Source organism: Streptomyces sp. NBRC 110035, assembly GCF_000829695.1.
In the GTDB taxonomy this organism is placed as follows: Bacteria; Actinomycetota; Actinomycetes; order Streptomycetales; family Streptomycetaceae; genus Streptomyces.
The window spans coordinates 330691-354311 of sequence record NZ_BBNN01000016.1; the positions used below are offsets into that span (position 1 = coordinate 330691).

A 23621-nucleotide genomic window follows, 5' to 3' on the forward strand; every position below is an offset into this window, starting at 1 on the left:
GCATGAAGCAGTGCACCGTGATCGACAGCTCATACGGTCGGCTGACGCCCGTCGCCGACGGCGGCGACCTGTGCGGCCTCTACATGACCGACCATCGCCACCGCCCCGCGGAGGAGAGTTTCGGCGACCGCGCCGACGGCGCGGGGGCCTTTGCCGAGGCCGAGGAACCACCGGAGGTCTACTTCGCGGTCGCGCTGAAGGAGTGCACCCGGAAACTGAGCCCGCACGGCACCCCGTTCCAGCGCCGCGTCTGGGACCTGCTGACGGGCATCCCCTACGGCGAGACCCGCACCTACGGCGAACTGGCCGAGAACCTCTGCAGTCCGAAGGTGCCCAGGACGGTCGGACCGGCCAACGGCCGCAACCCGACCGGCATCGTCGTCCCCTCCGCCACCGGGTCGTCGGCGTGAGCAGCGGCCTCACCAGACACGGGGGCGGCCTGCAGTGCGAGCAGCGACGGCCGGGGTTCGATCGGGCCCGGGGCCTTGTTCCAGCGGTCACCCGCTCCCCGGCGCCTCGTCACGGGCCCTGGTGCCCGTAGGGCACGGGCGAAGAGGACCGCCCGGCGGTGAACGCACCGCCCACCGCGGGTCGCGGCTCGGGGGAAACCTCGTCGTTTCCGAGCATCAGCTCGGGGTCGAACATGACGATCACCGCGGCCAGGACGAGGACCGTCACCGGGCCGGCGATCATGGCCAGGAGGAAGGACATGATGGTGACCGAGGACGGGGGGGACGTTCCGGCGTGATCGATGTGCACGCTGACGGCAGCCATCCCCGTGTAATGCATGCCGGTAACGGCGATGCCCATCACGAGACTCGCACCCAGGCTCGCCCAGAACCCCTGGATGGAGACCGCGGCCCACAGTGCCGCCGTGGCCGCGACCACGGCGACCAGTACGGACAGCAGCACGGTGAACGTCTCGTAGCGGATGGTGCCGCTGATGTCCATGGCGGCCATGCCGATGTAATGCATGGCCGCCACGCCCAGCCCCATGACGAGACCGGCAGTGCCCAGGACGGTCGGTCTGGCGCCGAGGTAGCCGACCAGGAAGACACCGACGGCGACGACGACGATCGCGACCGCGAGGCTCAGCAGGGTCAGTCGGGTGTTGTACTCGACGGCCGCGCCGTTGACGCTGAAGCCGATCATCGCGATGAAGTGCATCGTCCAGATGCCGCAGCCGATGGACACGGTCGCCAGGCTGAGCCAGCCGATCCGCTTGCGCTGTGCCCCGCGGCGCATGGACCGCACGGTGCAGCGCAGGCCGAGGGCAGATCCCAGGCAGGCCATCAGATAGGCGGTGACAGGTGTCACCGCCCCGTAGTGGAAGTCGGTCAGCGTGGCGTTCACGGGAAAGCACCTTTCGCGGGCAGTGTTCGCCCGGAGCGAGTGGGTGTGTGCAGCAGGATGGAGTGATGTCGCAATCGAGCCAGGTGGCTGATTTATTCACACATCGATCTACGACGCCTACCGCGGGGTGCTGTGTTGTCCGTCACGCGAGGCGTCCCCCTGGATCCGTAGCGTGTTCGGCGGGGTGTCCGGCCGGCTTCGGGCCTGCCGCACCCAGGAGCGGACTGTCCCCGTTCACCCCGTGTCCTCCTTCGGCTCCACGCTGCCCGAGCTGGCGGGGGAGGGTGTCCGTGGCAGTCGGCACGGGGTGACCCGGAAGGGCGGAGGGGCAGCCTGTGCCGGGTGCCCCAGGGGGGAGGGGTGATCGGCGGACATGCTGCGCGATACGATCCAGCAGGACAGCAGTTCGAACCTTCGGAGTCGGATCGACGTGAGGGTTTCCACGTCGAAGGCTCCGCCGTCATGCAGGCGCGCCATCATCGGCGGCTGCCCGGGTCCGTGACGGGAAGCCGTCCGAGCTCACGGTCGAGCCCGGTCCCTCGGCCGCCCCGCGCCTTCTGTCGTCGGAGGTCGTACCCCCGTCCGGCCCGGTCGTGCCGTCGGGCGGCGCCCGCTCCCCGCGGCGGCTCGGCAGAGAGCGCCGGTGCCGGCGCGGGTGCGTCGGGAGCAGCTCCGGTGTTTTGGACTTGGTAGGGACTCTGTTGCTCAATTGCGGAGAGTGACGCCGGCCTGTCGACGGGGCGCAGGCAACGGGCCTCGCGGGGAGGCGGTCCGGCGCCCCGGCCGGCCCCGCTCGGATGCGGTGCGTGACCCTCCCCCGAATCGAGCGGCAGAGCCGGCAGGGCCGGCCGTCCTGCAGGGCCACGGAGTGAAGCGGCGTTTCGACGTCCGTGAGCTGTTCCCCGACGCACCCCCGGATCCAGGAGGCAGGACAGTGCGGGCCGTTCTGTCCTGAGTGTCCTGTGGGGCGGTCATGGGGAAAGGACGGTGGCGGCGAACGGCACCCACCGTGGCTGGAAGCTCGGCGGGCCAGGGCGCACGGCAGCACCCGCGGATCCCGCGCTCGACGCCGTCCACGGGCTGGGCAGGGGCATGACGGTCCGGGGTGCCGAGGACTAGGGTCGGTGGTGGCGCGGCTGACCCGGTATGCGTACGGGCCCGGCGAGCAAGGGATGGCGGAAGTGGCGGAGGCTGCAGTGAGCGGTACCCGATCGGCGCGGTCGGCAGGGACGGCACAGTCCGAAGCGTCGGTGCGGCGGGTACTCGTCGCCGCGGACAAGTTCAAGGGATCGCTGACGGCCGTGGAGGTCGCCGAGCGGGTGACCGCCGGGCTGCGCGGGGTGGTACCCGGCCTCGAGGTCGAGGCGCTGCCCGTCGCCGACGGAGGCGACGGCACGGTGGCCGCGGCGATCGCGGCCGGATTCGAACGGCGGGAGGTACGGGTCGCCGGTCCTCTCGGCGACGAGGTCACCGCGACGTTCGCGCTGCGCGGCGACACCGCCGTGGTGGAGATGGCGGAGGCCTGCGGACTCGCGCGGCTGCCGGGCGGCGTCCTCGCACCGCTGACGGCGTCCACGTACGGATCCGGGGAGCTGCTGACGGCAGCGCTGGACGCGGGCGCGCGCACCCTGGTGTTCGGAGTGGGAGGCAGTTCCAGCACGGACGGTGGCAGCGGCATGCTGGCCGCGCTGGGCGCCCGCTTCCTGAAGGCCGACGGCGAGCCGGTGACGCCGGGCGGCGCAGCTCTCGCCGAACTGGCCTCGGCGGACCTGTCGGGCCTGGACCCGCGCCTCGGCGAGGTCGGGTTCGTACTCGCCAGCGATGTCGACAACCCGCTGACCGGCCCGAAGGGCGCCGCGGCGGTCTACGGCCCGCAGAAGGGCGCCTCCCCCGAGGACGTGCAGCGGCTGGACGCGGCGCTCGCGCACTTCGTGAAGGTGCTGGAGGAGCCGGCCGGGGCCAGGGCCACGGAACTCGCCGCCGCGCCGGGGGCCGGCGCGGCCGGCGGCATCGGGTACGGCGCGCTCCTCCTCGGAGCCCGGTTCCGGCCCGGTATCGAGGTCATGCTGGACGTCCTCGGCTTCGCGCCCGCGGTGGAGCGTGCCGACCTCGTGATCACCGGGGAGGGCTCGCTGGACGAGCAGACCCTGCACGGCAAGGCCCCGGCGGGGGTGGCCGCGGCGGCCCGCAAAGCCGGCAAGGAGGTCGTCGCGGTGTGCGGGCGGCTCGCGCTGCCGCCGGAGGCGCTGGGGAGGGCGGGGATCCGGCGGGCGTACGCGCTGACCGATCTCGAGCCGGACGTGGCGACGTGCGTCGCGCAGGCGGGCCCGCTCCTGGAACGCACCGCGGAGCGGATCGCCCGGGATCTCCTGAGCTGAGGCCGCCCGGCCGCGCCGTACCAGAGGGTCCTGTCCCCTCCTGGCCCCGGGCCTGTGCCCCGACCCCGACTTGCGGCCCGTGGCGCAAGGGCGTCGTCGTCCGCAGAGCGTTCGCGCGGTGTCATGGGGGTCCTCCCCCTCCTGCTCGAGCGAAGCCGGGAGCTCGGGGGAGCGTGCTCTGGGCGTGCCGTCCGGAAGCCCTCGTACCGGGCGGGTGGTTCACCCGGGCTTGCGGGCGGTGCGGCGGGAGTGCCTGCCGGGCGTCGCGCGGCACGCGCCCCTCTCGCAGCAGGCCCCGGTCCAGGGGAAAAACACGGGCAGAGCGGCCGGGCCGGCAGGCTGTTCTCCCGACCCGCCGAGCCGGGGGTGGGCCGGGAGAAGGTCCGGGGCGGAGCACTCGGCAGAGCCCGGACTCTGTTACTCCAATGCGGAGAGGGACGCCGGCCTGTCGGCGGGGCGCAGGCAACGGGTCTCGCGAGGAGGCGGTCCGGCCCCGGCCGGCCCCTCTGGGATGCGGTGCGTGACCATCCCCCGAATTGAGCAGCAAAGTCGGCCCGCACGACAAAGGGCTCCGGACCCCACAGGGTCCGGAGCCCGGAGCGGCGGGCGTTACGGCTGCGCCGCCCGTGCCTCGCGCCGGTTGTCGCGGAAGTTGTTCACCCGGCGAGCCGTCGCGAACAGCGGGATCACCGCGCCCAGCACCAGCTGCAGCGCGCAGCCGGTCTGCAGGAGCAGCTGGCCGCTCGGGGCGTCGAACGCCCAGGCCGCCAGCAGCCCCATGGCCAGCACGATCCAGGAGAGCATCGCGACCGCGAGAGGGCCCCGGGGCTTCGGGTACTCGACCCGGCTCACCATCAGCCAGGCGGTGCCCAGCACTGCCAGCACCGTCGCCACGAACGGCAGCTCCAGGAGCACGATCGAGACGACGGTCAGCGCGCCGAACGGGGACGGCATGCCCTGGAAGGTGCCGTCCTTGACGGTGACGCAGGAGAACCGCGCAAGCCTCAGCACCACCGCCAGCAGCACCACGATCGCCCCGACCGCGGCCACCTTCTGGTGCGCGTCGTCCGCGACCATGCCGTAGACGAGGACGAAGTACGCCGGGGCCAGACCGAAGCTGATCAGGTCCGAGAGGTTGTCGAGCTCCGCGCCCATGGGGGAGGAGCGCAGCTTGCGGGCCACCAGGCCGTCGAACAGGTCGAAGACCGCCGCGCACAGCATGAGGATCACGGCGGTGGCCGCGCTGTGCCGGGCCATCCCGGTCTCCTGGCTGCCCGTGAGGTGCGGGATCAGGATGCCGGTGGTGGTGAAGTACACGGCCATGAAGCCGCAGGTGGCGTTGCCGAGGGTGAGGGTGTCGGCTATCGACAGGCGGAGAGAGAGGGGCATCTCCTCCTCGTCGTCCGCCTCCTCGGCGCCGGGCACCCAGCCGGAACTGGTCTTCTCCGGATCAATCACGGTCAATGCGAGTCACCCCAGCCACGGTCTTCTGGCCCACCTCGACGTCGATCTCCACGCCCTCGGGCAGGTAGAGGTCGACGCGGGAGCCGAACCGGATGAGACCGATCCGCTCGCCCTGCTCGACCTTGGTGCCCTCGGGCAGGTACGGCACGATGCGGCGGGCGACCGCGCCGGCGATCTGGATCATCTCGATGTCACCGAGCTCGGTGTCGAAGTGCCAGACGACGCGCTCGTTGTTCTCGCTCTCCTTGTTGAAGGCGGGAACGAATCCACCGGGGATGTGCTCGACCGACGTCACCGTGCCGGCCAGCGGCGCGCGGTTGACGTGAACATTGAGCGGGCTCATGAAGATCGCGACGCGGGTCCGGCCGTCCTTCCACGGCATGATGCTCTGCACCACGCCGTCGGCGGGAGAGATGACCCGGCCCCGGGTGATCTCGCGCTCGGGGTCGCGGAAGAACCACAGCATCCCCGCCGCGAGAGCGGTGGCGGGGACGGCTACGGCCTTGGCGGCACCCGAGCGGCGGGCGCGGACCAGGCTGACGGCTGCGGTGGCGACGGTCGGCAGGAGCCACGGCGATGCTCCGCGCGCGAGGCGCACGCCGGCGAGGCTGTCGCGAGATGCAGAGGTTTGGCTGTGGGGCATGGATGACCTTCGTAGCGGATAGTGCCGCGCACATGGACGGGGGACGGCGGCTTTCCGGCGATCGTAGCGGCTCCGGGCGGCAACTGGGTAAGCCAGCCAGTCGAGTCGATGGCCGGAGGGTGCTGACGGGGTGTGATCCTGTAGCCCACGAAAATACCCCGTATCCGGACATTCAGCCCTGGAATCGATACTCTTCGAGCAGTCTGCGGCCGATGATCATTTTCTGGATCTCGGCGGTGCCCTCGCCGATCAGCAGCATCGGCGCCTCGCGGTAGAGGCGCTCGATCTCGTACTCCTTGGAAAAGCCGTAGCCGCCGTGGATCCGGAAGGCGTCCTCCACGACCTCCTTGCAGTACTCGGACGCGAGGTACTTGGCCATCCCTGCTTCAAGGTCGTTTCGTTTTCCGGAGTCCTTTTTGCGTGCGGCGTTCACCATCATCGCATGCGCCGCCTCCACCTTGGTAGCCATCTCCGCGAGCTTGAACTGAATGGCCTGGTGCTGGGCGATCTGCTTGCCGAAGGTGTGTCGCTGCTGGGCGTAGCGGACGCCGAGCTCGAAGGCGCGCTGGGCGACACCGCAGCCGCGTGCCGCCACATTGACCCGGCCGACCTCGACGCCGTCCATCATTTGGTAAAAACCGCGGCCGGTGGCCCCGCCGAGCACGCGGTCCGCCGGAACGCGCAGGCCGTCCATGATGAGCTCGGTCGTGTCGACGCCCTTGTAGCCCATCTTGTCGATCTTGCCCGGGATGGTCAGTCCGGGCCGGACCTCGCCGAATCCGGGCTCCTTCTCCACCAGGAAGGTCGTCATCGACCTGTGCGGCGCCGCAGCCGTCTCCGAAGGGGAGTGTCCTTCGTCACTCCTGACCAGGACGGCCACCAGGGACGACGTGCCGCCGTTCGTCAGCCACATCTTCTGGCCGTCCAGGACGTACTCGTCGCCGTCCCTCACCGCCTTCGAGGAGATCGCCGACACGTCGGAACCCAGCGCCGGCTCCGACATGGAGAACGCGCCCCGGACGTCGCCGGCCGCCATGCGCGGCAGGAAGTGGTCCTTCTGCTCGTCCGTACCGTGCTGCTTGATCATGTACGCCACGATGAAGTGCGTGTTGATGATGCCGGACACCGACATCCAGCCGCGCGCGATCTCCTCCACGCACAGGGCGTAGGTGAGGAGCGACTCACCCAGACCCCCGTACTCCTCGGGGATCATCAGGCCGAACAGGCCGAGTTCCTTCAGGCCGTTGACGATCTGCTGCGGGTACTCGTCGCGGTGCTCCAGGCCGGTCGCGACCGGGATGATCTCCTTGTCCACGAAGTCCCGGACGGTGGACAGGATCTCCCGCTGGACGTCCGTGAGGCCGTGGGTCTGGGCGAGACGGCTCATCTCTCACTTCTCCTGCTGTTCGAGTTCGGATCCAGGGGTGTCGCCCCGCAGGGGCGTCGTCCGAGGGCGGTGGTGGGAGACGGACGGCCGGCCGGGCTGCTCGCCGCCGCGCTCCTCGATGTACGTCCGGGTCGGCACCATCACCTTGCGGCGGAACACGCACACCAGGGTGCCGTCCTGCTTGTACCCCCTGGTCTCGACGTGCACGATGCCGCGGTCGTCCTTCGACCTGGACGGCCACTTGTCGAGCACGGTCGTCTCGCCGTAGACCGTGTCGCCGTGGAAGGTCGGCGCCACGTGCTTCAGCGACTCGATCTCCAGGTTGGCGATCGCCTTCCCGGAGACGTCCGGTACCGACATGCCGAGCAGCAGCGAGTAGACGTAGTTCCCCACGACGACGTTCTTGCCGAAGTCCGTCGCCCTCTCCGCGTAGTGGGCGTCCATGTGGAGGGGATGGTGGTTCATGGTGAGGAGGCAGAAGAGGTGGTCGTCGTACTCCGTGACCGTCTTCCCGGGCCAGTGCTTGTAGACCGCGCCGACCTCGAACTCCTCGTAGGTGCGTCCGAACTGCATGCCGCTCAGGCCTCCGGGATCTCGAACGTGCTGGTGCGCCGCATGCCGGCGGCGCGGCCCTTGCCGGAGACGACCAGGGCCATCTTGCGGCTGGCCTCGTCGATCATCTCGTCGCCGAGCATCGCCGAGCCCTTCCTGCCGCCCGCCTCGGACGTGTGGTAGTCGTACGCGTCCAGGATCAGCTCGGCGTGGTCGTAGTCCTCCTGGGAGGGCGAGAAGATCTCGTTGGACGCCTCGACCTGGCCCGGGTGCAGCACCCACTTGCCGTCGAAGCCGAGGGCCGCGGCCCGCCGCGCGACCGCGCGGTAGCCGTCGACGTTGCGGATCTGCAGGTAGGGGCCGTCGATCGCCTGGAGGCTGTTGGCGCGGGCGGCCATCAGGATCTTCATCAGGATGTAGTGGTAGGCGTCCGCCGGGTAGCCGGGCGGCTGCTCGCCCACGACCAGCGACTTCATGTTGATCGACGCCATGAAGTCGGCCGGGCCGAAGATGATCGTCTCGACGCGCGGGGAGGCCTGCGCGATCTCGTTGACGTTGTTCAGGCCCCGGGCGTTCTCGATCTGCGCCTCGATGCCGATGCGGCCGACCTCGAAGCCCATGGTCTTCTCGATCTGGGTCAGCAGGAGGTCCAGGGCGGCCACCTGCCGGGCGTCCTGGACCTTCGGCAGCATGATGCAGTCGAGGTTCGGGCCGGCGCCCTCGACGACGGTCACGACGTCGCGGTACGTCCACTCGGTCGTCCAGTCGTTGACCCGGACCACACGCGTCTTGCCGGTCCAGTCGCCCTCGTTGAGGAACGTGACGACGGTGTGCCGCGCCTCGGGCTTGGCGAGCGGGGCACAGGCGTCCTCCAGGTCGAGGAAGACCTGGTCCGCCGGGAGCCCCTGGGCCTTCTCCAGGAAACGCGGGTTCGAGCCCGGCACCGCCAGACAGGAGCGCCGGGGGCGAAGCCGGTTGACCTGGGGCGAGGGAGTCGTCATGCGGGGACCTCCAGGGGGTCGAGCTTGTTCGCGGTGCGGATCTCGTCGACGATACGGCCGATGATCCCGGTGATGTCGAAGTCCTTCGGGGTGAAGACGGCGGCCACTCCGGCGGCCCTGAGCTGCTCGGCGTCGGCGTTCGGGATGATCCCGCCCGCGATCACCGGAATGTCGGCCGCACCGGCCTCGCGCAGCCGCTCCAGCACGTCCGGCACCAGCTGGGCGTGGGAACCGGAGAGGATGGACAGGCCCACCGCGTGCACGTCCTCCGCGAGGGCGGCGTCCACGATCTGCTCCGGCGTGAGCCGGATGCCCTGGTAGACCACCTCGAACCCGGCGTCGCGGGCCCGCACCGCGATCTGCTCGGCGCCGTTGGAGTGGCCGTCCAGGCCCGGCTTGCCGACCAGGAAGCGCAGCTTGCCGACGCCGAGGTCACGCGCCGTCACCTCCACCGTGCGGCGGACGTCGGCGAGCGCCGAGCCCTCCGCGACGGGGACGGCGACCGGCGCGGAGGACACCCCGGTCGGGGCGCGGTACTCGCCGAACACCTCGCGCAGGGCGCCGGCCCACTCGCCGGTGGTGGCCCCCGCGCGGGCGCACTCCAGGGTCGCCTCCATCAGGTTGCCGTCGCCCTTTGCGGCCTCCTTCAGCGCCTCCAGCGCCTTGCAGGGGCGCGGGTGGTTGAACGGCGGCTGGTAGCGCGTGCCGCGCCAGTTCCGCAGCGCCGCCACGACCCGGGCCTCGACCGCCGGGTCGACCGTGTGGATCGCGGTGTCGAGGTCGGCGGTCAGCGGGTTGGGCTCGGTGCCCTCGAAGGAGTTGACACCGATGATCTTCTCCTCGCCCGACTCGATCCGGGCCCGGCGTGCGGCGTGCGAGGAGACCAGCTGGGACTTCAGATAGCCGGATTCGACGGCGGCCATCGCGCCGCCCATCTCCTCGATCCGCCCCATCTCGGCCAGCGACGCCTCGACCAGCTCCTCCACCTTCGCCTCGACCACCTTGGAGCCCTCGAAGAGGTCCCCGTACTCCAGCAGGTCGCTCTCGTAGGCGAGCACCTGCTGGATGCGCAGCGACCACTGCTGGTCCCAGGGGCGGGGCAGGCCCAGCGCCTCGTTCCAGGCCGGCAGCTGGACGGCACGCGCACGGGCGTCCTTGGAGAGGGTCACGGCCAGCATCTCCAGCACGATCCGCTGGACGTTGTTCTCCGGCTGCGCCTCGGTCAGGCCGAGGGAGTTGACCTGGACGCCGTAGCGGAAGCGTCGGTGCCTGGGGTCCTCGATGCCGTACCGCTCGCGCGTGACGCGGTCCCAGATCCGGCCGAAGGCACGCATCTTGCACATCTCCTCGACGAAGCGGACGCCCGCGTTCACGAAGAACGAGATACGGCCGACGACGTCGCCCATGCGCTCCGGCGGCACCTGGCCGCTGTCGCGCACGGCGTCGAGCACCGAGACCGCCGTGGACATCGCGTACGCGATCTCCTGGACCGGCGTGGCGCCCGCCTCCTGCAGGTGGTAGCTGCAGATGTTGATCGGGTTCCACTTCGGCATGCGGGAGACGGTGTACGCGATCATGTCCGTCGTCAGGCGCAGGCTCGGTCCCGGCGGGAACACGTGCGTGCCGCGCGAGAGGTACTCCTTGACGATGTCGTTCTGGGTCGTCCCCTGGAGCCGGGTGATGTCCGCGCCCTGCTCCTCGGCGACGACCTGGTAGAGCGCCAGCAGCCACATGGCGGTGGCGTTGATCGTCATCGAGGTGTTCATCTGCTCCAGGGGGATGTCCTGGAACAGCCTGCGCATGTCGCCGATGTGCGAGACCGGTACCCCGACCCGGCCGACCTCACCGCGGGCGAGGACGTGGTCGGGGTCGTAACCGGTCTGCGTGGGCAGGTCGAACGCCACCGACAGGCCGGTCTGGCCCTTGGCGAGATTGCGCCGGTACAGCTCGTTCGACGCCTCTGCCGTGGAGTGGCCGGCGTAGGTCCGCATGAGCCACGGCCGGTCCCGTTCCCCTCGCGCCCGCGGCGCGCCCTGACGCTCACTCATGTGATCCCTCAGATGTTCCGGAAGCGGTTGATGGCGTCCACGTGCCGCGCGCGCTTGACGTGGTCGCGGACGCCCAGGCCCTCCTCGGGGGCCAGACACAGCACGCCGACCTTGCCCTGGTGGAGGTTGCGGTGCACGTCGTAGGCGGCCTGGCCGGTGTCCTCGAGGGAGTACACCTTCGACAGGGTGGGGTGGATCTTACCCTTGGCGACGAGGCGGTTGGCCTCCCAGGCCTCGCGGTAGTTGGCGAAGTGCGAGCCGACGATCTTCTTCAGGGACATCCACAGGTAGCGGTTGTCGTACTCGTGGTGGTAGCCCGAGGTGGAGGCGCAAGTGACGATGGTGCCGCCCTTGCGGGTGACGTACACCGAGGCGCCGAAGGTCTCGCGGCCCGGGTGCTCGAAGACGATGTCGACGTCCTCGCCGCCGGTGAGTTCGCGGATGCGCTTGCCGAAGCGCTTCCACTCGCGCGGGTCCTGGGTGTGCTCGTCCTTCCAGAACCTGTAGCCCTCGGCGGTGCGGTCGATGACCGCCTCGGCGCCCATCGACCGGCAGATGTCCGCCTTCTGCTCGCTGGAGACGACGCAGACCGGATTGGCGCCGCCGGCCAGCGCGAACTGGGTGGCGTAGGAGCCGAGCCCGCCGCTCGCACCCCAGATGAGCACGTTGTCGCCCTGCTTCATGCCGGCACCGTTGCGGGAGACCAACTGCCGGTAGGCGGTGGAGTTGACCAGTCCGGGGGCGGCGGCCTCCTCCCAGCTCAGGTGGTCCGGCTTCGGCATCAGCTGGTTGGACTTCACCAGCGCGATCTCCGCCAGGCCGCCGAAGTTGGTCTCGAAGCCCCAGATCCGCTGCTCCGGGTCGAGCATCGTGTCGTTGTGGCCGTCGCTGGACTCCAGCTCGACGGAGAGGCAGTGGGCGACGACCTCGTCGCCGGGACGCCAGGCGTTGACGCCGGGGCCGGTGCGCAGCACCACGCCCGCGAGGTCGGAGCCGATGACGTGGTACGGCAGGTCGTGGCGCCGGGTGAGCTCGCTGAGCTTGCCGTAGCGCTCCAGGAAACCGAAGGTCGACATCGGCTCGAAGATCGACGTCCACACCGAGTTGTAGTTGACCGAGGAGGCCATCACGGCCACCAGGGCCTCACCCGGGCCGAGTTCGGGCACGGGCACGTCGTCGAGGTGGAGCGACTTGCGCGGGTCCTTGTCGCGGGTGGCGAGCCCGGAGAACATCTCCGTCTCGTCCTTGTGCACGGTCATCGCACGGTACGACTCGGGCAGCGGCAGGGCGGCGAAGTCCTCCGACGTGGAGTCGGGCGACTGGATCGCGGCCAGGATGTCCTTGACGGTCACGGTGTTGCCTCCGGCGGTGAGCACCCTGAGGGAGGGGCGCTGAGGGTTACGTCGTTGCTGCTGAGGGTTTGAGGGGATGCCGTCGGTTCGGCGGTGGTGCTTCGGCAGCGCTTGGTGGCGCGGGAGGGTGCCTGTGACGCAGGCGTCCGGGCGGGCAGGCCTTCCGGCTTGCTGGGACAGCCGGCGCACGAAGGGTCTCTGCGCGCCGGCCGCCCGGACTCCTTCAACGTATGGCACGCCGTGACAGCACGCAAGGCACTGGGTGCCATGAATCAATCTCAGATGAAATCTTTACGTAACAAATGAGCGATGATCGATCGAACGACATCAGCAGAGGGCGCGAAAAGAGGTCCTGACACGGCAAAACGGCCACCCCGTGGGGTGGCCGTCGTCACAGCGGTGAGGGCGTGCTCAGCGCTCCTTCAGAGCCCGCTCGATGGTGCGCATCACCTCGTCCAGCGGGGCGTCGGTGCGGGCGACCGTCACCAGCACCTCGCCCTGGGTGGACACCGACGCGACCGGGCTCGGCGGCACCGTGCGGCGGCCCGCCATGATCCCGCCCCCGAAGGTCTTGCGGACGATCGAGAAGGCGTGGTCGAGCTCCGCCTCCACATCGCCCCGGCCGTCCGCCCTGAGCCAGCGCCGCAGCACGTGGTTGTGCGCGGTGACCACGGCGGACGCGGCGACCTCCGCCAGCAGCGGGTCGTCGCCCGCGTCCTCGTCGTGCGCGTGCTCGTCGAAGTGGCCGAGCAGGTACCGGGTGAAGAGACGCTCGTAGCGGGCCACCGACGCGATCTCCGCCTCGCGCAGGGTGGGCACCTCGCGGGTCAGCCGGTAGCGGGCGACCGAGATCTCCGGCCGCGCCGCGTACATCTGCATGACCTCCTTGATGCCGCGGCACACCGTGTCGAGCGGATGCTCGTGCGCCGGCGCCGCGTTGAGCACCGCCTCGGCGCGCACCAGGGTGTCGTCGTGGTCCGGGAAGATCGCCTCTTCCTTGGAGCGGAAGTGCCGGAAGAAGGTACGCCGGGCGACTCCGGCCGCGGCCGCGATCTCGTCGACGGTGGTGGCCTCGTACCCCTTGGTCGCGAACAGCTCCATCGCGGCGGCCGCCAGTTCCCGGCGCATCTTCAGCCGCTGGGCGGCGGCTCGCGTGCCTGCGGCGCGTTCCGGCGGCTCGGTCGTGGCGGGTGTACGGGAGGACCTGACGGGCTGGGACATGCCCCGAACGTACTGCATGCGCGCAGCTCGCCGCGCCCGGCCGGGAACTCCCCCGCCCCCGGGGGGTGGGGGAGCGGTGCGGTCCGCGGGGGGCGGGAACCGGCCGGGTTCCAGCAGCCCGCCCCACTGGCCGTCGCCGCGGTGCCGGTCGGCCGGGCGGTGCGGGGGATCAGCGCTTGGCATGTTCGCGGAAGCCTCGGCCGGACTTGCGGCCGAGGCAGCCCGCGGCCACCAGGTGCTCCAGCAGCGGTGCCGGGGCCAGCCCCGGGTCGCGGAACTCGCGGTGCAGCACCTTCTCGATCGCGAGCGAGACGTCCAGCCCGACCACGTCCAGCAGCTCGAACGGACCCATCGGATAACCGCCGCCCAGCTTCATCGCGGCGTCGATGTCGTCGATGTCGGCATAGTGCTCCTGCACCATCTTGACCGCGTTGTTGAGGTACGGGAACAGCAGCGCGTTGACGATGAACCCGGCCCGGTCGCCGCAGTCCACGGGGTGCTTGCGGATCGCGTGGCAGACCTCGCGCACCGTCGCGTGGACGTCGTCCCCGGTCAGCACCGTACGGACCACCTCGACCAGCTTCATGGCCGGCGCCGGGTTGAAGAAGTGCATGCCGACCACGTCCTGCGGACGTGAGGTCGCGCGGGCACAGGCGATCACGGGCAGCGAGGAGGTGGTGGTGGCGAGCACCGCTCCCGGCTTGCACACCTTGTCCAGCGTCCCGAACAGCTGCCGCTTGACCTCCAGGTCCTCGGCGACCGCCTCGACCGCCAGATCCACGTCGGCGAAGTCGTCGTAGGAGCCCGTCGGCCGGACCCGCTCCAGAGCCTGGGCGGCGGCCTCGGCGGTCATCCGCCCCTTGTCGACGGAGCGCGCCAGCGACTTCCCGATCCGGGCCCTGGCCCCCTGCGCCTTCTCCGCGCTGCGTGCGGCGAGGACCACGTGGTAGCCGGCCTTGGCGAACACCTCGGCGATCCCCGAGGCCATGGTGCCGGAGCCGGCCACGCCCACCGAACGGACCGGCCGGCCCCCGGTGGGCCGGCCGCCCTCCGGCGGGGTCAGCGCGTCCCGCGCGACGGCGGCGCTGCCCGGCTCCTCGTACGTGTAGAAGCCGCGCCCCGCCTTGCGCCCCGTCAGGCCCGCCTCGCTCAGCTGCCCGAGGATCGGGGCCGGCGCGTGCAGCCGGTCGTGGGACTCCGTGTGCATGGCCTCCAGGACCGTGCGCGCGGTGTCGACGCCGATCAGGTCGAGCAGCGCCAGCGGGCCCATCGGCAGACCGCAGCCCAGCCGCATCGCGGCGTCGATGTCCTCACGGGACGCGTAGTGCGCCTCGTACATCGCGGCGGCCTGGTTGAGGTAGCCGAACAGCAGCCCGTCGGCGACGAATCCGGGCCGGTCGCCGACCACGACCGGCTCCTTGCCCAGGTCCAGGGCCAGGTCGGTGACCGCGGTGACGGCCGCCGGCGAGGTCAGCACCGAGGAGACGACCTCCACCAGCTTCATCGCCGGGGCCGGATTGAAGAAGTGCAGGCCCAGCACGCGCTCGGGGCGGGCCGAGTCGGCGGCGAGGCGGGTGACCGACAGGGCGTTGGTGCCGGTCGCCAGGATCGTCTCCGGCCGCACCACGGCGTCGAGTTCCCGGAAGACCTGCTGCTTGGCCTCGTACGACTCCGGCACCACCTCGATCACCAGATCGGCGCCGGCTGCCGCCGCGACGTCGGTGGAGGTGGTCACGCGGGCCAGCAGTTCCGTTCGCTGCTCCGTGGTGAGCCGGCCGCGCTCCACGGCGCGGGCCGTCGAGGACTCCAGGGCGGCGACGCACCGCGCGGCCCGGGCCGCACTGATGTCGATGCCGACGACGTCGCGGCCGGCCCCGGCGAGGACCTCGGCGATGCCGGTGCCCATCGTGCCGAGGCCGACCACGGCGACGGTCCGGAGCGGGGGCACGGGAGTGCCGGACTGGGGGGACAGGGGAGTGGCCATCGAGGGACTCCAGGAATGAGGGTGACGACGGAGAACGCGCCCCGGTGCGCCGAAGGGCATACCGGGAGCGTGCGTACGGAGTGCGGGTGATGCCGGGCTGCGAGCGCACACGCCCGGTGCCGTCACGACGGGCGTGCACACGCCCGGGAACGGCGGTTCCGGCCGGCCCTGTCCCGAGGCCGAGCCGTACTGCGGTACACGAGTACCGAACCGACTGCACTCACCGTGGCTGCGTCACCAAACCACCGTGAGGAGAAACGAACAGCGGGAACGCGAGTGGGTAACTCGCTCGATTGAGCTTAACTCGTCGGTAATGAGCGCGCCAGCCTCCGGTGTTCGTGATGTACGTCCCGAGGCGCGGGTGATCCGTCTAACCTCGGGACATGGACGAAGAGGTGCGATCGCTCACGGAACGCTTACGGAGCGAGGCGGCCGGACCGGCCGGATCGGCGGCCCTCGACCGGCTTCTGGCGACCGAGGACCCCGATGCCCTGGCCGCCGTACTCACCGAACCCGGGCAGCCGCTGTGGGCCAGGGAGCTGGCCGCCTTCCGCCTCGGGCTCGCGGGGGACCGGCGGGCCTTCGAGTCCCTCGTCCTCCTCCTCAACCACCGGGACCCCCCGCGCTGCGCCGCCGCCGCCCACGCCCTGACCCGCCTCGGCGACCCGCGCACCGCCCGCGCCGCCGCCGCCCTCGCCACCAACGAACTCCGCGTCGCCTACGCACTGCACCCCGTACGCCTGCTCGTCGCACTGCGCGCCCCGGAGGCGGTGCCCGCCCTGATCACCACGCTGCAGCGGCGGCTGCGCCCGCACGACCCGTACCGCAGGGTCGCCCTCGCCTGTGTGGAGGGACTGGGCGAACTCGGCGACGCCCGCGCCGCACCCGTCCTGAACGAGGCCCTGGCCCACCCCGCCCTGGCCGAGGCGGCGGTCCACGCCCTGGCGCGGATCCCGGGGCAGCGGCAGGCGCCGGGGCCGCCGCGGATTCCCGGGCAGCGGTAGCGGGCTCCTTCCGGACAGCGTCGGAGGGGTCCCGCCGGATCTCCGTCGCGTCGCGACGCCCGGCACGCCGGGAGCACGCACCGAACGCCACTCCTCCTCCCGGGGAGACCCGCCGGACCCCTCCGGGACTCCGGACGCAGGGCCGGTCGAGGGCCCCCGGGGCGGGGCCGGCCGCCGGCTCAGCCGCGGAGCAGTTCCTTCGCGTACCGCACCTCCGGCACCACCGCCCCGCCCGCCTCGAAGGCATCCTCGGCGCCGTCCGCGGCGAAGCCGGCGCGCTCGTAGAAGCGGCGGGCCCGGGTGTTGCCCTTGACGACCCACAGGTACATGCGCGCGTGCCCGGCGTCGGCGCAGTGCCGGGTCGCCGCCGCGAGGAGGGCCCTGCCCACGCCCCGGCCGATGTGGTCGGGGCGGAGGCAGAGGGCGTACAGCTCGGCGTCCCCGGTGCGGGTGCCACCGTCCCGGTGGGGGCCGAAGGCGACCCAGCCGAGGAGCCCCCCGTCGTCCGCGTCGACGACCAGGTTCCGCACACTCCCGTCGCCGTCCAGCAGCCGGGCACGCTGCCGGTCGGCGTCCGCCGCGACGTCGAGCCCGTCGAGATACGGCTGGGGGACCAGGCCCGTGTAGGCGTACTGCCAGCCGCGTACGCGGATCCCGGCCACGCCACCGCAGTCGTCCGCCGTCATCGGACGCGGGACGATGCCCGCCGGGAAGGCGGGAAGGACCGGGTCGGGGGCGGGAGGCCCCGTCGGCTCACTCATGGGCTCCATGGTGGACCAGGGATCCTGCGGCGCGACACGTGCCCCGCCCCGGCTCCCGTCCCCGACTAACGCCTCTGCTCAGTTTCGGAAGCCGAGCAGGCCGTGCAGGGCCGAGCCGCGGGAGGTGGTGGACGCCGCCTTCGACGTGCGCGGGGCCGGGTCGGGCAGGGGTGCGCAGACCGCGTCGGCCTCGCCGCGGCCGCGCGGCACGGTGCCGTCGGTCAGGTAGGCCGTCAGATGCCCGTCCAGGCAGGCGTTGCCGCTCAGCGTGATGCCGTGGTTGCCGCCGTCCCGCTCCACCACCAGGCTGGAGCCGGCCAGCAGGTGGTGGACCGTCACACCGCCCTGGTACGGGGTGGCCGCGTCGTGGGTGGCCTGGAAGAGCAGCACCGGCGGGAGCTTCGCGTTGACGACGTTCACCGGCCGCTGCGACGCGGTCGGCCAGAACGCGCACGCCGCGTTGTACCAGGCGTTGTTCCACGTCATGAACGGCGCCCGCTCGTACACCTCCCAGTGGTCCTTGCGCCACTGCCGCCAGTCCCGCGGCCAGGACACGTCCCGGCACTCGACCGCCGTGTAGACGCTGTAGCCGTTGTCGCCGGCGGCGTCGACCGCGCCGAAGGTCTCGTACGTCTCGACCAGGGGCTCTGCGTCGCCCTCGTTCACGTACGCGGCGAACGCCTCCGCCAGGTAGGGCCAGTACCCGTTGTAGTAGCCCCCCGGGAGGAAGGTGTCCTCCAGCTCTGCCGCGCCCACCCGGCCGCCGGCCGGCTTCTTCGCCAGGGTCGCGCGCATCTCGTACCACTCGGCCTCGATCCTCTCCGGATCGGTGCCCAGCCGGTATGCGCCGTCGTGCTCGGCGATCCAGGCCATCAGGGCGCGGTGACGGTCGTTGAAGGCGTGGTCCTGGTTCAGGTTGGCCTCGTACCAGACCTCGGTGGGGTCGACGACCGAGTCGAGGACCATGCGCCGCACCCGCTCCGGGAACAGCTTGGCGTACACGGCGCCCAGGTACGTGCCGTAGGAGTAGCCGAAGTAATTGATCCTCCCGGCGCCCAGTGCCTGCCGGATCACGTCCATGTCACGCACCGCGCTGGTGGTGTTCACGTACGGCAGGAGATCCCCGTGCTTCTTGCCGCAGGCGTCCGCGAACGACTTCACGCGCTCGAGGTTGGCCCGCTCCACCGCGGGGGTGCCCGGCACCGGGTTCGGCCGTACCGGGTCGAAGAAGCCCGGCCGGCAGTCGAGGGCCGGCCTGCTCGCGCCCACCCCGCGGGGGTCGAAGCCGATCACGTCGTACTGGGCTGCCACCTCCTTCGGCAGCGAGGCCGCGACGAACCCGGCGAGCGCCAGCCCGCTGCCACCGGGGCCGCCCGGGTTGACCAGCAGGGGGCCCTGGTACTTCTTCGCGGTGTGCGGCACGCGGGACAGCGCGAGGGTGATTTTCCGCCCTTCGGGGCGGGCGTGATCGAGCGGCACTCCGACGGACGCGCACTGCAGCGTCGGATGGTCCTCGGTGCCGCAGTCCTTCCACGCGGGCTTCGCCGCGCGGAACGTGCCGGCACCGCTCGGTGCGGTCGCCCCGGCGGGCAGGGCCGTCAGGCTCCCGGCCATGACGGCGGCGGCACTGCACAGCACCGCTGCGCGTTTCCTCATGGGTCCTCCCAGGACGGAGGTCGGTGAACCGCGGGCTCACGGTCCACGCGGCATCGTCCCGGAATGAGCCGCCGGATGAACGTGTTCTGCCGGCTCTTGACCCGATCGGGGCGTCGGATGCCCTCGAATGCTTCTGAAGAAGTAAGAGCTGGGCCGGACCGGGCACCGGACCCGCGGCGGCCGCCGCGGGTCCGGAGGGCTCGGCCGGATCGGCGGGCCCAGGCGGTGGGGCACCTCCGCGCGGGTGGGGCCGATGCCGTACTCGCGCACCGGGTCGTGTACCTGACGGGTGATCCGGCGGTGGTACCACTTCGGGGCGTAGGCAGCCTCCGCGTACAGCCGCTTGTACCGGCTCACGAGGTACGGATGGCGCTGCCCGAGCCAGGCCGTGAACCACTCACGGGCCCCCGGCCGCAGGTGCAGCACCAGCGGCGTGGCGGAGGTGGCGCCCGCTGCGGCGATCGCCCGCACGGTGGCCCGCACCTGTGCCGGCCGGTCGCGCAGGAACGGGATCACCGCTGCCGTCAGCACTCCGCAGCCGGTCCCGTGCGCGGCGAGCGTCCGCACCCCCCAGCCGGCGCTCCGGGGCCGGTGTGCCCGGCTCCACGGTGCGCCACAGCCCGGTGTCGGCGAAACCGGCGGAGACCGAGATGCCGACGCCGGTGACCCGGGACGCCTGCCACAGCAGCTCCAGGTCGCGCAGGAGCAGCGTGCCCCTGGTGAGGATCGAGAGGGGGTTTGCGTGGTCGCGCAGCGCGGAGAGGGAGGATGCCCGGCATCAGCCGGCAGCGGCCCTCCGCGCGCTGGCAGCAGTCGACGTTCGTGCCGATCGCTATGGGCACGCCCTGCCGACGCCGGGCGGCGAGCTGACGGCGCAGCACCTCGGGCGCGTTCACCTTGACCACCCTCTGGCTGCCGAAGCCGGCGCCCGTGTCGAGGTCCGGATAGCTGTGCGTCCTGCGTGCGAAGCAGTACACGCAGGACCAGCGGCTCGCCGTGGACTGCGCCGGTAGCCCCGGCCGGGATTCTCCCGCGCCAGACGCAGCACGAGAACGCGGATCGAGCGCGGGCCTTGTCCCAGGGCCGGGTAGGTGACGGATTCGCTCTGGTGGCAGGCCACTTGACGTGACTCGGGCACCAGACGGGAACGTGAGCGACGGAGCCTTGTTGAAGCAGGTAGTCCGCCAGGACTGTCTGCTGCCTGTGGAGTTCCGTCGCCGGTACGTCGTTGTGCCCTGCCGCCTGGTCCGAGGACCGTCTCCCGCGTGTTCACGGCGACCGGAGGGGCCATACTGTTCCGGGTCATCTCGTTGGGCCGACCCGGGTCGTGCCGTTCGAACTGGTCGACGCGGTCCTCGAGGAAACCCGTACCGTGCAGCGTCGGTTGCGAGACCTGCCTTCACGGGTCGGTGTGTACTTCCTGCGGGCGATGCGCCTGTTCCCGGAGATCGGCTATCGGCTGGTGTGGCAGAAGCTGACGGCGGGTCTGGTCGGCGTGCCGGTCGCCGAGCCGACCGCGAAGGCCCTGCGTGATCTGCGGCGCAGGGTCGGCAGCGAGCCCATGCGCGGGCTGTGTGAGGGGTTGTCGGGGCCGTTGGCTCAGCCGAGGACGCCCGGGGTGCGGTTCGGCGGGTATCGCACGGTCTCCTTCGACGGCCGGCCGCAGCTCGATCAGGGTCCCGGACACCGACCGCAACCGAGCCTGGCTCGGCTCTCCGGGCCAGGGCGGATACCCCCTTGTGGAGCTGATGACGTTGGTCGAGACCGGAACCAGGGCTCTGACCGGCGCAGTCTTCGGCCCCACCAGCGAGGGCGAGACAGGCCATGCCCGGCGCCCGCTGCACCCGCCGACGCCAGACACACCGGCCTTGTGGGACAAGGGCTTCGACGGCAACGACTTCCTCCCCCAGGCGACCGCCACCGGCGCACCCCCGTCCTCGTCCGCCTGACCGATGGCTCCTACCTGCCGATGATCGGCACCAACCCGGCACGGATCAGCGACGCGCAGATCACCGTGACCTGCGCCGGCCACACGGTACTCACCGCCGCCCACCGGCTGACCACTATGCCGAGTGACGCTCGCCGCTATCCGGCTGCCGCCCTGGTCAGCCTGTATCACCAGCGGTGGGAGCACGAATCGGCATACTGCCCACCCCGCCACACGACCATGGACGGGCGGGTGCTGCGCTCGGGCGATCGCGCCGGCGTCGAGCAGGAGAGGTGGTCGCTGCTGACGCTCTGCCAACTCCTGCGCACAGCGATGGCCGATGCCGCCGAGTCCCGCCCCGGCGCCGACCCGGACCGCTGCGGCTTCGCCACCGCCCCCCCCCAGACCGCCCGTGACCAGGTAATCCAGGCCGCCGTCATCATCGTGGACGCCACCGGCCCGGTCGGCACCATCGGACGCCGCGTCCTGGCCGCACTCCTGCCGTCCCGCCGCCCCCGCGTGAGCACCCGCAAGGTCAAATCGAGGTACCGACGTCACACTTGCCGCGCACCCGTCCATCCCGTGTCTTCCGAGGGATCTGGACGGCCGGGCCCTCGGGCATGACACTGCGTGCAAGGTACGGTTCGGCCGACGGGCCCGAAGCCTCGTCTCAAGGGCACCACCGCCCGGACGACAGGAGCACGGCAGATGACGGAGACACAAGAGGGCTCACGTGGTGAGCGGGTCCACGCCTGGATGCCGGTGGAGATCACCCTGGCCGCGCAGCGGCAGTACGCCCGTCCCTACACGGACGTGGAGGTGTGGGCCGAGTTCACCCATGGCTCAGGGGCGGTGGTACGCCGCCCCGGCTTCTGGGACGGGGGGTCCACCTGGCGGTTCCGGTTCGCCGCACCGTTCGCGGGCGGCCGCTGGACCTGGCGCAGCGTCGCCGACCCGGCCGATCCCGGACTCGACGGGCAGCGGGGAGAGCTGACCGTCGCCGACCACTCTGCTGTCGGCAACCGTTTTCACCGGCACGGTTTCTGGCGGATGTCTCCGCAGGGCCGCAGTCTCGTCCACGCCGACGGAACCCCCGCCGTCCTGGTGGGCGACACCGCGTGGGCGCTGCCCTGGCGGGCCACCGAGGACGCTGTCCGTGTCTACGCCGCCGACCGGCAGGCCAAGGGTTTCAACGCCGTGCTGATGATGAGCGTCCAGCCCGACAGGGACGCACGGGGGCCACGGGACCGCACCGCCGACCACGGTTTCGACGTGGCGTTCGAGGACCTGTCCGAGGGACACCTCAATGAGCTCAACCCCGCGTACTTCCGGTTTCTGGACCGCCTGACGAACATCCTGGCGGAGCACGAACTGGTGCCGGTCCTCCAGCCCGTCTTCCAGGGATGGGGCTGGAAGGGACAGCGGGGCGACTCCGGGGCGGTCGTCCCGCCCGGGGAGTACGCGCGCTACTGCCGCTACCTCGTCGCCCGCTACGGTGCCTCGCCGGCGGTCTGGCTGGTCGGAGCGGACGGCTCCGGCAAGGAGCCGCAGGTCGCGGCCGGCGGCGCGGAGATCGGCCGGTGGGACGCGTACCGGCAGCCCTGCGGCATCCACTACGCGCCGTTCTCCGGTAACCGGGCTTGTCAGGAAGCGGACTGGCTGGACTTCCAGTGGTGCCAGACCGGCCATCGCGGCGAGCACGTGCCCGAGCGGCTGACGGACATGTGGCGCAACACGCCCGCCAAAGCCGTGGCGAACGGGGAGCCCACCTACGAGCGTGGAGGCGTACCGGACAAGGCGGTGGGCTGGTGGCAGGGCCACGAGGCATGGAGCAACCTCTGTGCCGGAGGCACCATGGGCGTGGTCTACGGCGCGGGAAGCCTGTGGCAGTGGCGTCTGCACTCCGGGGAACCGGGGCACCACGCGTACTTCCTGGCCAAGGAGGCGGGCTGGCGCGAGGCGCTGGATTTTGAAGGCTCACGGTACGTCGGACTCGTCGGCCGCATTCTCGACGGCCTGCCCACGACGGACATGCGCCCCGACTGGGAGATCTCCAAGTCCCCGCGCGGCCTGCTGAGTCCCGGGGTGCTGTTCATCGCGTACTGCGAGCGCGGAGGCCGTCTGGGCATCAGGGACCTGACGGGCGCTCAGGTACCCCGCGCGTACCGTGTGATCGACCCCCGCACGGGCGAGACCACCGGCAGGGGCGTGCGCACCGGCGATACGGATGACATCCCCGACGAGGGCGGTGCTCCGAGGGTCTACATCTGCTACGACGGCTGACTCCGCGGCCCGGCGCCGGACACGACGCCGTTGGTCGGTTCGGGCCTTCGCGTGATGTCGGCTCCCAAGACCTGGTTGTGGTCCTGGGAGCCGACGTCGCCGTATGGGGGTGTCGATGCGGCCGGACGGTGCCTGATGAGGTCCCAGTGGGGACGGTGCGGGTGGCGCGGGCGGCCTTCCCGAAGGGGAGGCCGGCGATCCGAATGCGGGATGAGCTGGGTGTTCTCTTCAGCGATGAGCAGTTCGCAGGCTCGTCTCCGGCCCGGCTCCAGAGATCCCCTGCACCAGACAGTGGGACGCCCTCGTGGGACGAGGCCCCCCGGGGTACCACCTGCACGGACACAGCCTGCGGCGGCGACAGCGGGAGCCACCGACTGCCGTGAGTGAGCCCCTGCGCGGCCGGAAACCCGACATCGGTCAGTAACCCGGGTCTTCGAACTTGATGGGGGTACCGCCGACCGCCGGCACCTCGGCACGCGCCGACTGCCCGTCGAACGTCCTGGTCGGGCGGCGCTCCGTGGGGCGGCCGAGGCGCGTCGGCCGACGATCACCCCCACCAACTTCGAAGAGCCAGTAATCCCTCATCGTCGACCGGATATGTGGCCGA

18 protein-coding genes and 4 pseudogenes are annotated in these 23621 nt (G+C 71.3%); 9 read left to right on the top strand and 13 right to left on the bottom strand.

Annotation, left to right across the window (positions count from 1 at the left end; translation table 11 throughout):
* Positions 1-2 precede the first annotated feature (2 nt).
* Positions 3-541 (top strand): annotated as a pseudogene (locus TU30_RS04040) (methylated-DNA--[protein]-cysteine S-methyltransferase).
* Here the strand turns inward: TU30_RS04040 and TU30_RS04045 are convergent.
* Positions 520-1353, bottom strand: a complete 834-nt coding sequence (locus tag TU30_RS04045; RefSeq protein WP_042164554.1) for an MHYT domain-containing protein — start codon at positions 1351-1353, stop codon at positions 520-522. The pseudogene TU30_RS04040 and the gene TU30_RS04045 sit on opposite strands and share 22 nt — an antisense overlap.
* A gap of 987 nt (positions 1354-2340) precedes the next feature.
* Here TU30_RS04045 and TU30_RS37940 point away from each other — a divergent pair.
* Together TU30_RS37940 and TU30_RS04055 are read left to right on the top strand one after the other, a co-directional pair.
* Positions 2341-2472, top strand: coding sequence for a hypothetical protein (locus TU30_RS37940; protein WP_256082243.1), 132 nt, complete (start codon positions 2341-2343; stop codon positions 2470-2472).
* Between the two features lie 62 nt (positions 2473-2534).
* Positions 2535-3731, top strand: coding sequence for a glycerate kinase (locus TU30_RS04055; RefSeq protein WP_370626551.1), 1197 nt, complete (start codon positions 2535-2537; stop codon positions 3729-3731).
* 609 nt (positions 3732-4340) lie between these two features.
* On the opposite strand, the gene pssA is transcribed toward TU30_RS04055, so the two are convergent.
* The 9 genes from pssA to TU30_RS04100 all read right to left on the bottom strand — a co-directional run bounded on the left by pssA (position 4341) and on the right by TU30_RS04100 (position 15383).
* On the bottom strand, positions 4341-5156 hold the full coding sequence (gene pssA / locus TU30_RS04060; RefSeq protein WP_042164561.1) for a CDP-diacylglycerol--serine O-phosphatidyltransferase: 816 nt from the start codon (positions 5154-5156) through the stop codon (positions 4341-4343).
* Positions 5157-5181: 25 nt separating this feature from the next.
* Positions 5182-5838, bottom strand: a complete 657-nt coding sequence (locus tag TU30_RS04065) for a phosphatidylserine decarboxylase (RefSeq protein WP_042164564.1) — start codon at positions 5836-5838, stop codon at positions 5182-5184.
* 172 nt (positions 5839-6010) lie between these two features.
* Positions 6011-7225, bottom strand: coding sequence for an acyl-CoA dehydrogenase family protein (locus TU30_RS04070; protein ID WP_042164566.1), 1215 nt, complete (start codon positions 7223-7225; stop codon positions 6011-6013).
* Positions 7226-7228: 3 nt separating this feature from the next.
* On the bottom strand, positions 7229-7798 hold the full coding sequence (locus tag TU30_RS04075; protein WP_042164568.1) for a MaoC family dehydratase: 570 nt from the start codon (positions 7796-7798) through the stop codon (positions 7229-7231).
* Between the two features lie 5 nt (positions 7799-7803).
* Positions 7804-8778: a CoA ester lyase gene (locus tag TU30_RS04080; protein WP_042164571.1), complete on the bottom strand. Its 975-nt coding sequence runs from the start codon at positions 8776-8778 to the stop codon at positions 7804-7806.
* On the bottom strand, positions 8775-10826 hold the full coding sequence (locus TU30_RS04085; RefSeq protein ID WP_042164573.1) for a protein meaA: 2052 nt from the start codon (positions 10824-10826) through the stop codon (positions 8775-8777). Before TU30_RS04085 ends, TU30_RS04080 begins: the two co-directional genes overlap by 4 nt.
* An 8-nt stretch (positions 10827-10834) precedes the next feature.
* Positions 10835-12178, bottom strand: a complete 1344-nt coding sequence (gene ccrA, locus TU30_RS04090) for a crotonyl-CoA carboxylase/reductase (protein WP_042164829.1) — start codon at positions 12176-12178, stop codon at positions 10835-10837.
* A 411-nt stretch (positions 12179-12589) separates the two neighbouring features.
* On the bottom strand, positions 12590-13399 hold the full coding sequence (locus TU30_RS04095; RefSeq protein WP_042164832.1) for a TetR family transcriptional regulator: 810 nt from the start codon (positions 13397-13399) through the stop codon (positions 12590-12592).
* Positions 13400-13568: 169 nt separating this feature from the next.
* The gene (locus TU30_RS04100; RefSeq protein WP_042164577.1) at positions 13569-15383 is read right to left on the bottom strand and encodes a 3-hydroxyacyl-CoA dehydrogenase family protein; all 1815 of its coding nucleotides are present in this window, start codon (positions 15381-15383) and stop codon (positions 13569-13571) included.
* Between the two features lie 383 nt (positions 15384-15766).
* On the opposite strand from TU30_RS04100, the gene TU30_RS04105 reads away from it, so the two are divergent.
* Positions 15767-16387, top strand: coding sequence for an adenylosuccinate lyase (locus tag TU30_RS04105; RefSeq protein WP_042164580.1), 621 nt, complete (start codon positions 15767-15769; stop codon positions 16385-16387).
* 179 nt (positions 16388-16566) lie between these two features.
* On the opposite strand, the gene TU30_RS04110 is transcribed toward TU30_RS04105, so the two are convergent.
* The 3 genes and pseudogenes from TU30_RS04110 to TU30_RS36855 all read right to left on the bottom strand — a co-directional run.
* Complete coding sequence (locus TU30_RS04110; RefSeq protein WP_042164834.1) at positions 16567-17073, bottom strand: GNAT family N-acetyltransferase; 507 nt, start codon at positions 17071-17073, stop codon at positions 16567-16569.
* A gap of 153 nt (positions 17074-17226) precedes the next feature.
* Positions 17227-18804, bottom strand: a complete 1578-nt coding sequence (locus tag TU30_RS04115) for an alpha/beta hydrolase (RefSeq protein ID WP_042164581.1) — start codon at positions 18802-18804, stop codon at positions 17227-17229.
* A gap of 186 nt (positions 18805-18990) precedes the next feature.
* Positions 18991-19787 (bottom strand): annotated as a pseudogene (locus TU30_RS36855) (radical SAM protein); the annotation flags it as partial.
* Positions 19788-20131: 344 nt separating this feature from the next.
* On the opposite strand from TU30_RS36855, the pseudogene TU30_RS38195 reads away from it, so the two are divergent.
* The 5 genes and pseudogenes from TU30_RS38195 to TU30_RS38200 all read left to right on the top strand — a co-directional run.
* Positions 20132-20365 (top strand): annotated as a pseudogene (locus TU30_RS38195) (transposase domain-containing protein); the annotation flags it as partial.
* Between the two features lie 187 nt (positions 20366-20552).
* The gene (locus tag TU30_RS36860) at positions 20553-20753 is read left to right on the top strand and encodes a hypothetical protein (RefSeq protein ID WP_141713721.1); all 201 of its coding nucleotides are present in this window, start codon (positions 20553-20555) and stop codon (positions 20751-20753) included.
* Positions 20754-20773: 20 nt separating this feature from the next.
* A complete protein-coding gene (locus TU30_RS36865) occupies positions 20774-21355 on the top strand; it encodes a hypothetical protein (RefSeq protein WP_052479740.1) in 582 nt (193 codons plus the stop codon).
* A gap of 84 nt (positions 21356-21439) precedes the next feature.
* On the top strand, positions 21440-23014 hold the full coding sequence (locus TU30_RS04130) for a DUF4038 domain-containing protein (protein WP_042164584.1): 1575 nt from the start codon (positions 21440-21442) through the stop codon (positions 23012-23014).
* A gap of 109 nt (positions 23015-23123) precedes the next feature.
* Positions 23124-23331: pseudogene (locus tag TU30_RS38200) on the top strand (hypothetical protein); the annotation flags it as partial.
* Between the last annotated feature and the right edge of the window lie 290 nt (positions 23332-23621).